At 61.5% G+C, this 13058-nt stretch carries 12 protein-coding genes; 5 read left to right on the top strand and 7 right to left on the bottom strand.

Going from position 1 to position 13058, the window contains the following annotated elements:
• Nucleotides 1-21: 21 nt before the first annotated feature.
• The 3 genes from IE095_RS16140 to IE095_RS16130 are packed head-to-tail and all read right to left on the bottom strand — an operon-like array spanning nucleotide 22 to nucleotide 3532.
• Entirely contained in the window at nucleotides 22-1023 is a 1002-nt protein-coding gene (locus tag IE095_RS16140; RefSeq protein WP_189412968.1) for an ABC transporter permease, read from the bottom strand.
• Complete coding sequence (locus tag IE095_RS16135; RefSeq protein WP_189412967.1) at nucleotides 1020-2540, bottom strand: sugar ABC transporter ATP-binding protein; 1521 nt, start codon at nucleotides 2538-2540, stop codon at nucleotides 1020-1022. The genes IE095_RS16140 and IE095_RS16135 overlap by 4 nt, the downstream gene beginning before the upstream one ends.
• Entirely contained in the window at nucleotides 2537-3532 is a 996-nt protein-coding gene (locus IE095_RS16130; protein ID WP_229804868.1) for a zinc-binding alcohol dehydrogenase family protein, read from the bottom strand. The genes IE095_RS16135 and IE095_RS16130 overlap by 4 nt, the downstream gene beginning before the upstream one ends.
• 106 nt (nucleotides 3533-3638) lie before the next feature.
• Here IE095_RS16130 and IE095_RS16125 point away from each other — a divergent pair, with 106 nt between their 5' ends.
• Nucleotides 3639-4541 carry a GntR family transcriptional regulator gene (locus IE095_RS16125; RefSeq protein WP_189412966.1) on the top strand — a complete coding sequence of 301 codons (903 nt, stop codon included), beginning with the start codon at nucleotides 3639-3641 and terminating at the stop codon, nucleotides 4539-4541.
• 8 nt (nucleotides 4542-4549) lie between these two features.
• On the top strand, nucleotides 4550-5371 hold the full coding sequence (locus IE095_RS16120; RefSeq protein WP_189412965.1) for an amidohydrolase family protein: 822 nt from the start codon (nucleotides 4550-4552) through the stop codon (nucleotides 5369-5371).
• Here IE095_RS16120 and IE095_RS16115 read toward each other — a convergent pair.
• Genes IE095_RS16115 through IE095_RS16100 form a run of 4 tightly spaced genes read right to left on the bottom strand, consistent with a single transcriptional unit; the run spans nucleotide 5356 to nucleotide 9724 of the window.
• Complete coding sequence (locus IE095_RS16115) at nucleotides 5356-6366, bottom strand: LacI family DNA-binding transcriptional regulator (protein ID WP_189412963.1); 1011 nt, start codon at nucleotides 6364-6366, stop codon at nucleotides 5356-5358. The genes IE095_RS16120 and IE095_RS16115 overlap by 16 nt on opposite strands.
• A 9-nt stretch (nucleotides 6367-6375) precedes the next feature.
• On the bottom strand, nucleotides 6376-6810 hold the full coding sequence (locus IE095_RS16110) for a VOC family protein (RefSeq protein ID WP_189412961.1): 435 nt from the start codon (nucleotides 6808-6810) through the stop codon (nucleotides 6376-6378).
• Nucleotides 6811-6861: 51 nt separating this feature from the next.
• On the bottom strand, nucleotides 6862-8415 hold the full coding sequence (locus IE095_RS16105) for a CRTAC1 family protein (RefSeq protein WP_189412959.1): 1554 nt from the start codon (nucleotides 8413-8415) through the stop codon (nucleotides 6862-6864).
• Between the two features lies 1 nt (nucleotide 8416).
• Nucleotides 8417-9724: a vanadium-dependent haloperoxidase gene (locus IE095_RS16100; RefSeq protein WP_229804867.1), complete on the bottom strand. Its 1308-nt coding sequence runs from the start codon at nucleotides 9722-9724 to the stop codon at nucleotides 8417-8419.
• 213 nt (nucleotides 9725-9937) lie between these two features.
• On the opposite strand from IE095_RS16100, the gene IE095_RS16095 reads away from it, so the two are divergent.
• The 3 genes from IE095_RS16095 to IE095_RS16085 are packed head-to-tail and all read left to right on the top strand — an operon-like array spanning nucleotide 9938 to nucleotide 13030.
• Complete coding sequence (locus IE095_RS16095; RefSeq protein ID WP_189412957.1) at nucleotides 9938-10477, top strand: TRAP transporter small permease subunit; 540 nt, start codon at nucleotides 9938-9940, stop codon at nucleotides 10475-10477.
• Nucleotides 10478-10491: 14 nt separating this feature from the next.
• Nucleotides 10492-11919 (top strand): TRAP transporter large permease, encoded by a 1428-nt coding sequence (locus tag IE095_RS16090; RefSeq protein WP_189412954.1) that lies wholly within the window; start codon nucleotides 10492-10494, stop codon nucleotides 11917-11919.
• A gap of 22 nt (nucleotides 11920-11941) precedes the next feature.
• A complete protein-coding gene (locus IE095_RS16085; RefSeq protein ID WP_189412952.1) occupies nucleotides 11942-13030 on the top strand; it encodes a TRAP transporter substrate-binding protein in 1089 nt (362 codons plus the stop codon).
• Nucleotides 13031-13058 lie beyond the last annotated feature (28 nt).

Below are 13058 nucleotides of genomic sequence, written 5' to 3'. Positions count from 1 at the left end.
ACGTTGTCCGTTCTCTGTTTCTCAGCCAGCGCGCCGACGGCGCAGCATGTCAGCATAGACGGCGGCGATGATGATCAGACCGGTCACAACCGTCTGCCATTCCTGCGCCACCGAAAGGATGCGCAACCCGTTCAACAGCACGCTCATGATCAGCGCACCGATGATGGTTCCCAAGATCGACCCCCGCCCCCCGGCCAGCGAGGTGCCCCCGATCACCACGGCGGCAATGGCGTCCAACTCATAGCCCAGCCCCAGCGCGGGTTGCGCCGAATTCAGCCGCGACGAAATGAGCAGGCCCGCAATACCGCAGATCCCCCCCGCCAGCGCATAGATGGCAATCTTCCAACCATCAGTGTTCACCCCCGAAAGACGCACCGCTTCCTCATTCGAGCCAAGCGCAAAGGTATAGCGCCCCAGCACCGTGCGGTTCAGCACCCAAGAAATGAACAGCGCCAGCAGGAACAGGATCAGCACCCCATTCGGCAAGGGCAGGGCCGGGATCAGCTTGCCCACCAGCGACCCGGTGGACAGTTCGGGATAGCTGGGCGTGTCGTTGAAATAGATGGGCTTGGTGCCCGAAATCACCAGCGACAGGCCCTTCAGGATCAGCATCATGCCCAAGGTGGCAATAAACGGCGGGATCTTCATCCGCGCAATCAGCGTGCCGGAAATCAGGCCACAAAAGGCCCCCATGCCGATGGCCGCCAGAATGCCAAAGGGCAAGGCCATGCCCCAAAAAGTCAGCACCACGCCCGAAACGACGGCGGTAAAGGTCATCAGCGTGCCAACCGACAGATCAATCCCCCCGGTGATGATCACCAAGGTCGCCGCAATCGCCAGCACACCGTTCACCGATGTCGCCTGCAAAATGGCGATGATGTTGGATGTTTGCAGGAAATTTTCCGAGGCGATGGAAAAAAAGATCAGCAAGACGATCAGGCTGGCAAACGCCAACAGCTTTTGCTGCGCACCGGATGCTTTCAGTCGGTTCAACGGGCTTGCGGCGGGAACGGTGGCGGTCATGTCAGGGCTCCTTCGCTGGCCATATCCCTTTGGGTGGCAAGGCGCATGATTTCGGTTTGCGATGTGGCAGGGCCGCCGGGCAGAATGCCCGTCAAGCGGCCTTCGCACATCACCGCGATACGGTGGGACAGGCGCAGAACTTCGGGCAGTTCGGAGCTGATCACAATGATCGCCTTGCCCTGTGCAGCCAGATCAACCAGAAGCCGATAGATTTCCGCCTTGGCCCCCACATCGATGCCGCGTGTCGGTTCGTCAAAGATCAGAATATCGCAATCGCGCAAAAGCCATTTCGCAATGACCACCTTTTGCTGATTGCCCCCCGACAACAACCGCACCTCTTGCTTGTCCGACGGCGTGCGGATCGCCAGGCTTTCGATGTAATCCCGCGCCACCTTGGCCAAAGCACTGTCATTCACCCGCCCCGCCCGGTCGGAAAACTTGTCCAAGGCGGTCAGGCCGATGTTGTTGCGCACGTCCAGACCCAGCGCCAAACCAAAATGCTTGCGGTCTTCCGACAGATAGCCAATCCCCGCCTTCACGGCATCCTGCGGTGTGCGGATCGCCGCCGCGCGGCCATGCACCTCGATCTCGCCACTCTCGCGCTTGTCCGCGCCAAAGATCACCCGCGCCACCTCGGTCCGCCCGGCCCCCATCAGGCCCGCAAACCCCAAAATCTCGCCCTTTTTCAGGTCAAAGCTGACATCCCGCACCACCCGGCCCCGGTTCAACCCCTGCACCCGCAAGGCCACCTCGGCCCCCGACAGATCGGGAATATCCACCACCGATTGATCCAGATCGCGGCCCACCATCATGTTGATGATGGTTTCAATCGGCGTATCGGCGGCCGTCACCGTGCCGACATAGGCCCCGTCCCGCATCACCGTCACCCGGTCGGAAATGCGGCGGATTTCATCCATCTTGTGGGAAATATAAACCACACCCACGCCTTCGCCGCGCAGGCCGCGGATGATGGCAAACAGCTCATCCGTTTCGCGGTCGTTCAGGGCGGCGGTCGGTTCGTCCATGATCAGGATGCTGGACCGGAACGACAGCGCCTTGGCAATCTCCACCATCTGCTGTTTCGCAATGGTCAGCGTCCGCACCTCGGCCTGCGGATCAATCGCCACTTTCATCTGCTGAAAGATCGCCGCCGCATCGGCATTCAGCTTGCCCTCATTCAGGACGCCGAAGCGGTTCTTCGGTTCCCGCCCGATAAAGATGTTCTGCGCCACCGTCAGGTCCGGCATCAGCGCCAGTTCCTGATGGATGATCCCGATGCCAAGGCCCTGCGCCGCGCGCGGCCCCGCAATCCGCACCTCGGCCCCGTTCACCCGGATCGTGCCGCCATCGGGCTGATAAATCCCCGACAGGATCTTCATCAGCGTCGATTTCCCCGCGCCATTCTCGCCCATGAGGGCGTGAACCTCACCCGCGATCAGATCGAATTGCACGGATTTCAGCGCATGAACGCCCGGAAAGCGCTTGTCGATGCCGTGCATCTGGATGACGGGATTCATGCGGCCTCCATCACAACAATCGCCTTGATCAGGCTGCCCCGGTCCGCCGCCAGAACCGGCAGACGCGCCGGCAAATCGACCAGGGTGATCCGCTCCGACAGCAGCGCCTTGGATGACACCACCCCCGTACGCAGCGCTTCCATCACCGTATCAAAGTCCTCCGCCGTCGCATTCCGCGACCCGATCAGCCGCATTTCCCGCTTGTGGAATTCGGGGTCGGAAAAGGTGATGTTCCCCTGCACGACCGACACCAGAACATAAGTCCCGCCATGGGCCACATGGGCAAAGCCCGCCTCCATCGCAGCGCCATTCCCTGTCGCATCAAACACCACGTCGAACCCATCACCAGCGGCCACCGCCCCCAGCAGATGCTCAAAACCCAAACCCCGCGCCTGTTCCAGCCGCGCGGGCGTTGTGTCCAGCAAATGCACCTCGGCCCCCCGCGCCTTGGCGAACAGGGCCACGCCCAAACCAATCGGCCCCGCCCCCGTCACCAGTACACGGTCGCCCGCCGCTACCTCGCCCCGCCGCACGGCATGGGCGCCAATCGCCAGAAATTCCACCATCGCCGCCGCTTCCGGCCCCAGATCGCCTGCCGCATACAGATTGCCCGCAGGCACCGCGATGCGCGAACACATGCCCCCATCGCGATGCACGCCCAGCACCTGAATCTGCGTGCAGCAATTCGGTTTGCCACGCTGGCAGGCCCGGCATTCCCCGCAAGACAGATAGGGGTTGATCACCACCGGCACACCCGCCGCCCAATCCCCTGCGCTGACGGCCACCCGGCCCGACAATTCATGCCCAATGACACGCGGATATTGCAAAAAAGGGTGCTTGCCCTCGTAAATATGATAATCCGTCCCGCACAGGCCGGCGGCGGTGATGTCCACCAGAACCCAGCCTTCAGGCGCTGTTTGCGGCATTTCCGCCGGTGTCAGTTCAAACTGGCCGGGCGACACGCAGGTGCCGCAGAGCATCGTCTGTGCCATTCCCAGCGCCTCCCCTCGCCTTCGGGCTTTAATCATAAAGAACACTAGACTCGACTCGCGCGCCGTGTAAACTGTTTTTAATCAAACCATACAAAAGAACCATCCGATGGCCCGCACCGATGTTCGCTTCCGCGCTGCCTACAATCTTTTGCTCGATCAGATGGCAGGCCTTGCCCCCGGCGATGCCCTGCCTTCCGAATTGAAACTGGCCGAAACGCTCAAGGTCAGCCGCACCATCGTTCGCGCCGCGCTGAAACGGCTAGAGGAAGGCGGCGTCATCGGCCTCGACGGTCGCCACAAACCCCTGATCCGCGCCATCCGCCCCGAAGACCGCCTGACCGAACGCGAAGAATACATCACCCTGCGCGAGCTAGAGGATCGCTTCCTCGATTGGGTTTTGCGCTTTGACGTGCCCGCAGGCACCAGCCTGAACGTCGCCCAACTGGCCAAGCAATTCTCTGTCCCCCCCCATATGTTACAAGAGTTTCTGGCCGGTCTTGGCCATTTCGGCCTTGTCGAACGCCGCGCCCAAGGCGGCTGGCGGCTTTTGGGCTTTACCCCCGACTACGCCGTCGAACTCTCCGAATTCCGGGCCCTGCTTGAGGTGAACGCCGCCCGCATCGTCACCACCCTGCCCGAGACCCACCCCATCTGGCGCGACCTCGACGCGCTGGAACGCGAACATCTGGCCCTCTTGGACCGCATCGACACCGATTTCCGCGACTTTTCCCGCCTCGACGAACGCTTTCACACCGCCATCAACGCCGTCGTCAAAAACCGGTTCGTCGTCGATTTCCAAAAGGTCATCTCGCTGATTTTCCACTATCATTACCAATGGGACAAACAGCTGGAACGCGACCGCAACAAGGCCGCCATTGGCGAACACCGCCGCATCATCGCGGCCATGCGCTCGCGCGATCCGCAGGCAGCCACCGCCGCCGTGCAGGCCCATCTCGCGACATCCAAAGAAACCTTGCTCGCATCCTTGCGGGTCAATCATCTGGCCTAGGGGGCAATATGATCGACGCACATCAACATTTCTGGCGGCTGGACCGGGGCGATTATGACTGGCCCAACGCCAGCGTCGCCCCCATCTTCCGCGATTTCGGGCCCGAAGATTTGCGCCCCCTGCTGGCCGCCGCAGGGGTTCAGAAAACCGTTCTGGTTCAGGCCACACCCACCACTGCCGAAACCGAATTTCTGCTGGCCCTCGCCAAGCAAACCGATTTCGTCGCGGGTGTCGTCGGCTGGGTCGATCTGACCACCGCCGATGCCATCCCCACCATCGACCGCCTGCGCGCCGACCCGATGCTCAAGGGCCTGCGCCCCATGCTGCAAAACATCGACCGCACCGATTGGATTCTCGATCCAGCGGCAGCCCCGGCCCTGTCGCATATGCAGGCCACCGGCCTTCGCTTTGACGCTCTGATCCAGCCGCGCCACCTGCCCGTCATCGCCCTGCTGGCCCTGCGTTATCCCGATCTGCCGATCCTCATCGACCACATCGCCAAACCCCGCATGGGCCAAGGCCAAAGCCCCGATCCCGCCTGGGCCGAGGGGATGGCGGCACTGGCCAAGCTGCCCAATGTCTGGTGCAAACTCTCGGGCATGGTCACCGAAATCGGGCCTGATTGGCAAACCGCCGACCTCGCCCCCTTCGCCGCCCATATCTTGCAAGCCTTTGGCCCTGATCGCGTGATCTGGGGCAGCGATTGGCCGGTTCTCCAGCTGGCCAGCGACTATGCCACCAATCTGGCGACGGCCTTGTCGCTTGTCCCCCCGGCGCAGCATTCGAAAATCTTCGACGCCAACGCCCGCCGCTTTTACGGCTTGGGCTGAGTGCTGGCCCGCACCATCAGCGCCGGGTCAATCTGCACATTCTGTGGCGGTGGCAGGTCCGCCGCCCGCGCGATCAGCTCCAGCACCCGCGCCGCAGCCCCATCGACCAACTGCTCCACCTCATACTGGATCGAGGTCAGGGGGATCATCGCCAGCCGCGCAAAGTCGATGTTGTCAAAGCCCACAATCGCCAGATCTTCCGGCAGGCGCAGCCCGCTTGTCACGGCGTGATGCGCCGCCCCCAGCGCCAGCATGTCATTCACCGCGAAAACCGCCGTCACCCCGGTCTTCCGCGCCAGCAACTCGCCCAGCGCCCGCCGCCCGGCCTCCAGCGAATGCTCCCGTGGGTCGATGATCCAGTCCGGTTCTGGCGTCACCCCCGCCTTGGCCAAGGCCGCCAGATAGCCCGCCCTTTTCTTGATATTCCCCTTGCTCGATGCGGCATCCAAAAGCCCGATCCGCCGATGGCCCAAGGCCAGCAGATGCGCCACCGCCTTTTCCGCCCCCGCTGGTTCGTCAATCGCCACAGAATCGACGCCCCCCTCCGGGTCGTCCACCAGCATCACCACCGGCATCCCCCCCGCCCGCAACTGGCGAAAGCGTTCCAGATCCTGATGGTTGCAGGGATAGGCCAAAATCCCATCCACCCGCCGCGCGCGGAACATGTCGATCACGCGCTGTTCCTCGTCCGGATCATTGTTGGAACTGGCAAACAAGGTGCCATAGCCCTTTTGCGAAAGCCAGCGTTCCACCTGATGCGCCACCTGCGCCAGCACCGGGTTCGTGACCGAGGTCAGGATCAGCCCCACGGTCCGCGTTTCCCGCGCCACCAGCGATTTCGCCACTTCGTTCGGGGTATAGTTCAGGTTCCGGGCAATGGTCTTGATGGTTGTCCGCGTTTCCTCGGGGATGCGGGGGCTGTCGCGCAGGGCCAGTGACACGGTGTTCACCGAAAACCCGGCCTTTGCGGCGATGTCCTTCAGCCTTGTGACCATACCCAACCTTTACCCTTCTGCCCTCAGCCGCGCGATGGCCTGCAATTGCAGGCAATCGGCGTCCAACTCCACCAGCTCCAGCCGGTTTCCATCGGGATCCTCTATCCAAGCCTGCCAATTGCCGTCCAGCACGCGCTGCGGTTCGATCAGCAGCGGAATGCCCAGCCGATGCAATTCCGCCACCGTATCCTGCAAATTGGCCACAGTCAGACACAGATGGTTGGTGCCATTGGCATTCCACCCCGGCGCACGGTCATTTTCCGCGCCTGGAAAAATTTCCAGATATTGCGTGTCGGTGATCCGCAGATAGACCAGCCAGACTTGGCCATCGTCCTTGTGCAGCCGGAACATCTCACGCAGGCCCAACTGGCCGTAAAACGCCAGCGTCCTGTCCAGATTAGTGACTTTCAACGCGACATGCGACAGGCCGGTGAACATAGGCATCCTTCCCCTTTTCAGCGGATTATGCCCATGTTTACCGTTAATACAAGCCTATCACGGCGTCCAAACCACCGCTGCCGCTTTTTGCGGCAGGTCATAGAACTGATCCGCCACCAGTTCCTGCCAGTCGCCCTCGGCCCCATCCGGCCAGATCACCCGCACCTCGGCCTTCTCTGCCGCACCCAGCCCCAGATGCCGCCAGCCCAAGGCCCCGCTGACATGCCCCCCGCCCGAGGTCACCTCACGCCGGATCACCCGCTCGCCCAGTTTCAATTCGATCCAAGCGCCAATCGCATCACGGTTGGCCCCCTCCTGCGCCAAGCGCAGCATCAGCCAATGCCCCGTCCCCCCGTTGTTCCGCCAGATTTCCGCCGGACCATTCCGGTTCACCACCGCCAGATCGGGCCAACCGTCGAGGTTGAAGTCATCGACAATCGCGCCTCGTGCTTGCCCCACGCTCGCCACCCCGGCCTTGTCGGCCACTTCAACAAAAACCCCATCCGCCGCGCCCAAAAGCAGGTTGTTCGGGTCTTTCATGGCAAAGTCGGGCATCGCGCTGACATTGCCCTTGGCGATGAACAGATCGTCAAACCCATCGTTGTTCACATCGGCAAACTGCGCGTGCCAAGCGGTCGAAGGATTCAGATCATCCCCCATGAAAGGCCGGTGTGCCGTCACCCCCCGCTTGAACGCCACATCATCGAACTGCGGCTTCTTCTCACCTTCCTGCGCGGTCAGCACCTGCAACTTGTTATCCGCCATGCTGGTCAGGAAATAATCCGGATAGCCATCGCCATTCACATCGCTGCTGGCAATGCCCATCCCCCAGATCTTCAGCGGCCGCCAGCCTTCATCCGCGCTGTAAAGCCGGGGTTCCGCCCCCGCCTCCACATGCCACATCTGCTCCGTCCCGCCCTTGTAATATTCCCGGTCATTCGACACCCGCAGCGCGGGCGTCCCCGACAGGTTCCAATCGGTGAACAGCATCGACAGCGCACAGAAACTGGGTTTCAGCGCCACTGGGGCCGCAAAGCCCTTGTCGCCCCCCCGATGTAACCAGTTGTCCGTGCAACTGCCCCAAGGAAAGGCCTCCTCCTTGCGGTCCACATAATTGCCGATGGCCAGCGTCGGCCAGACGGCCCCCTTTTCCCAAGTCGCCGCAAAGGCGGTGGACCAAGCATCGCCCCCGTCAAAACCCCAATCGGCGCTGGCATCCTTAAACTGGCAATTCCCCAGCCCCTTCAGAACCTTGTTCGCCCCGACCTTCAGCATGACCAGATCGATGATCCCATCATTGTCGATGTCCAAGGGATAGAACCCCGTCACCGCCACATCCTCGATCCCCGCCGCCGTCTTGGCAAAGGCCAAAGCCCCGCCCCGCGCCGATTGGTTCACGAACAGCGCCGCAGGCGAAGTCCCCCCCGCCATCACCAGATCCGGTGCCCGGTCGTCGTTGCAGTCAAAGCTCGCAACGCCCCCGCCCACCATATATTCCCAATCGCCATCATAGGAATGCACGATCCCCGCGCTGGCGGTTTCGTCAGTAAAGCTCGGGGTTTCCGCCATCGCGGGACTGGCGACCGCCGCCATCAAGATCAGACTGCGCATCTTACACCTCGAACTTCAGATTGGCGGCAAAGGCCCCGATGCAACGGCCCTGTTCCAATCCCCGGTCAATCGCGGCCCGGAAATGGATGCCCCCATACAGCCGCGAAATCCCCGCCTCATCCGCCGCATGTTTGAAACTGGTAAAGGATCGCGGCTTTAGCCCATCCGCCGTGCCAGTTTCATCGGTAAAGCCGAAATCTGCCCCAAAAAAGCGATCCATCACCACCTGCGCCGCCCCCGACTGCACCGAATGGCCGCTGGGATATTCAGGGAAGGGCGGCGTGTTCAGCAAAGGCGTCCATTTCGCATCAATATGCGCCCGGATATAGGTGATCGGCCGCAACAGGTTCACCTGAAACTTGTCATGCCAGCAGCAGATGAACGCATCCGCCACCGCAATCCCCAGCCCCGCCATCACCGCCGCCCGTTTTTGAATCGGGGCTTGCTCTGCTTCCAGCAATTGCATCGCAATGCTGATCCAGTGACCCGGCGGTGTGGGCGACAGCATCGGATCATCCGACCAGAACCGCGCAATCGCCTTTTGATCATCCGTCAGCGCCTTGGTCGTCTCGTAAACCTCATTCGCTTCGGCATAAAAGCCCGAGGCCGGGTCTTCGCTATATTCCACAGGGGCTGCCAATGCGCAGGCCACATTCGACGGGGCCGCAAAGGTCCGGTTGTTGCCCCAGCCCGGCAAAAGCGGCAATTGTTGCTGGCGAACCGCATTGGTTGGCACCCATTTCCCCGGCCCTTCGGCCAAGGCAAATTCGCGCGGGAACCCCATGTTTTCGACCACCGCACCGCCGTCATTGGCCGACCAGTCGATCACATGTTGCGCCACCGCCTTGCCCCAGCCGCGCGAACCTTCGGGGTTCATCGGCGTGCCTTGCAGCAGGGCCTGCATCATCCGGTCGTCCATCGCCTTGATGGCTCGCTGCCCCGTCGGCCCCGTGTTGCCGAAGAAATGGTTCACGGCATGCGCCATCGCCCCATGCAGCACCACCGCATGATCCAGCGCCATCGCCGTCACCGGCGGAAACGCATAGCCCGGCAATTGGCGGTAAAGCGAAGCCCCCGCCAAGGGAATGTCACCCGCCGTCGCCTCATGCGCGATGATTCCCAGATAGGCAAAGGCCCGGCTCGCCACGGGCGGCGTATAGGTCGCCGTATGCCGCACCAGTTCCAGCACCAGCCGATACCAGTCGTGCAACACCTTTTCGCGGCTCATCCCCCCGCTTTGTGCCCAAACCGGCGTCGAAATCGTTGCCGCCAGCGCCGCCGCGCCCAAACCGAATTCCCGTCTGTTCACAGCCGCCCTCCCAAGCGTTTTCCTCGGGCAACACAGAAGCATGCCGCCTTTTTCATCGCAAGCGTCCTGTTAGCGCCCCAACCCGGCAAAGCCTTGCCATTGTGACGGAACGTCGCAACTATCCGCCCTTGCATTGTTTCCCGCCTTCGTTACGCTTGTCCCCAAAGGTTGCATCAGACGGCCTGCAAGACTGACCCAGGGGAGGAGAACGGAATGGCGGCTTTGCTGCGCCTGACCAGCTATGTGGACCGTATCAGCCGGTTCTTTGCCTATATTGCCGCCGTTCTGGTGCTGGCCACCTGCACGATCAGCGCCTTCAACGCCGTTTCGCGCTATGCTTTTGACCTCAGCTCCAACGCTTGGCTCGAAATCCAGTGGCAATTGTTCGCGGGCATTTTCATGCTGGCCAGCGCCCATGTCCTGCAAGTCAACGGCCATGTCCGCGTTGACATGCTCTATGGCAGCTACTCGCCCCGCGGCAAACTTTGGGTCGATGTCTTTGGCATCATCTTCTTTCTCATCCCCTCTGTCAGCGTGATGATCTGGCTCGGCTGGTCCTTCTTTCTGAAAAGCTACATGGACGCCGAAATGTCCTCCAACGCCGGGGGCCTGCCCTATTGGCCAGTCAAGGCCTTGATGCCCTTTGGTTTTGCCCTGCTTCTGTTGCAGGGGCTGGCCGAGCTGATCAAACGGATTGCCGCCTTGCAGGGCGCGCAGGTCGAAAAGATCGAATACGAAGCCCTGCAACAATAGGCGGAACCTGAACCATGCTTGAATACGGCTATCTTGCCCCCGCCATGTTTGCTGGCCTTGTGGTCTTTATGCTGCTTGGCTTTCCCGTCAGCTTTTCGCTCGCCGCCCTAGGCCTGACCTTTGGCCTCATCGCCATTGAACTGGGTTATTTCGGCTTTTCCTTCATGCAGGCCCTGCCCGCCCGTGTCTTTGGCATCATGTCCAACGAACTGCTGCTGGCCATCCCCTTCTTCACCTTCATGGGCGCGATCCTCGAACGCTCACGCCTCGCCGAAAACCTGCTGGAAGGGGTGGGACAAGCCTTTGGCCGCGTGCCCGGCGGTCTGGCCTATGCGGTGATCTTTGTCGGCGCGATCCTTGGGGCCATCACGGGCACCGTCGCCGCATCGGTCATTGCGATGGGGATGATCAGCCTGCCCGTCATGATGCGCTATGGCTATGACATGAAGATCGCGACCGGCGTCGTCGCGGCTTCGGGCACCATCGCCCAACTGATCCCGCCCTCACTGGTCTTGATCCTGCTGTCCTTCCAACTGGGTGTCCCCGTCGGCAAGATGTATCTGGGGGCCATCGGCCCCTCGATGTTGCAGGTCGGTCTATTCGCCCTGTTCATTCTGGCGGTCTCGATCTTCCGCCCTCACAAGGTGCCCGCCCTTCCCCCCGAAGCCCGCACCCTCAAAGGCGCACAGCTTTGGATCACCATCGCCAAGGGCATGCTGCCCTCGCTCGTCCTGATTTTCCTCGTCCTTGGCACGCTGGTCATGGGTCTGGCCTCGCCGACCGAGGCGGGGGCCATGGGCGCGATGGGGGCCATCGGTCTTGCCCTCGGCTCCGGCCGCGGCACTCGGAAAATGTTCTGGGAAGCCATGTACAACACGATGAAGATCACCACGATGGTGCTGTTCATCCTTGTCGGGGCCACCTTCTTTTCGCTGGTCTTCCAAGGCGTCAATGGCGGCAAATGGATTGAACATCTGCTGACCGGCCTGCCCGGTGGTCAGTTGGGTTTCCTGATCTTTGTCAACGTCTTCATCTTCTTCCTCGCCTTCTTCCTCGATTTCTTTGAAATCGTCTTCATCGTCGTCCCCATGCTGATGCCGGTGGCCGTCGCGCTGGAAATTGACCTAGTCTGGTTCGGCGTTCTGCTCTGCGTCAACATGCAGACCTCCTTCATGCACCCCCCCTTCGGCTTTGCCCTTTTCTACCTGCGTGGCATTGCCCCGCCCGAGGTGAAAAGCCGCGACATCTATTGGGGGGCCGTGCCTTGGATCTTCTTGCAACTCAGCCTCGTTATCATGGTCATCGCTTGGCCCGAGGCTGTCACCTACTGGATTTCGGCCGACAACCTGCTGGATGCCGATGCCGTCAACAACGCGCTCGATTCCTTGGGCATGCCGGGCACCGAAGACGCCCCCCCCCCCCTAGAATTGGACCTGAACTAAGAACATCAACCGGAGGAAACCCATGAAAAGACGTAATTTCCTGTCCACCGCCGCCGTTGGCGCAGCGGCCAGCACCTTGGCGGCGCCCGCCATCGCGCAATCCGCACCGAAAATCAGCTGGCGCCTGACCTCGGGTTTCCCCAAGGCGCTGGACACGATCTATGGCGCCGCCGAAACCTTCGCCAAGATGGTGTCCGACGCCACCGACGGCAACTTCCAGATCCAGGCCTTCCCCGCCGGGGAAATCGTGCCGATGCCCGAAGCCTCGGATGCTGTCGCCAACGGCACGGTCGAGGTGGCGCATACCTGCTCTTATTACTACTGGGGCAAGAACCCCGCCTTTGCCTTGGGCACGGCCGTTCCCTTCATGCTCAACGCCCGTGGCATGAACGCCTGGAACTACGAAGGCGGCGGCATTGACCTCATGAACAAATTCTACGCCACCCAGGGCCTTTACGGGCTGCCCGCCGGCAACACCGGCGTTCAGATGGGCGGCTGGTGGCGCAAGGAAATCAACGCCCTCGCCGATCTGGCCGGCGTCAAAATGCGCATCGCAGGCCTTGCCGGCAAGGTCATGGAATCCATGGGCGTCGTTCCCCAGCAAATTCCGGGCGGCGATATCTATCCCTCGCTCGAACGCGGCACCATCGACGCCGCCGAATGGGTTGGCCCCTATGACGACGAAAAGCTGGGCCTGAACAAGGTCGCGCCCTATTACTACTATCCCGGCTTCTGGGAAGGCGGGCCGATGATCCACCTGTTCTTTAACCTGCAAAAATGGGAAGAACTGCCCGAAAACTACAAGGCCATCGTGCAGGGTGCGGCGGCCTATGCCAACACCGATATGCTGGCGAAATACGACGCCCGCAACCCGAAAGCCCTGCGCAATCTGGTCGCCGGTGGCGCACAACTCCGCGCCTTCCCCGAGGACGTGATGAAAGCCGGGTTTGAGGCCGCGAACAAGATCTACGCCGATCTTTCCGCCGAAAACGCCGATTTCAAGGAAATCGTCGACGCCCAGGCCGCCTTCCGCAATGAGGCGAACCTCTGGAACCAGGTCGCCGAATACACCTATGACACCTTCATGATCCGCAATCGCCCCAAGGGCTGATCTGCGTTTCGTCAAAGGAAAGGCCGCA

Source organism: Neogemmobacter tilapiae (assembly GCF_014652215.1).
Lineage (GTDB): Bacteria > Pseudomonadota > Alphaproteobacteria > Rhodobacterales > Rhodobacteraceae > Neogemmobacter > Neogemmobacter tilapiae.
The sequence above is the reverse complement of the archived record's forward strand: the minus strand, read 5'-3'. Positions and strand labels throughout refer to the sequence as shown.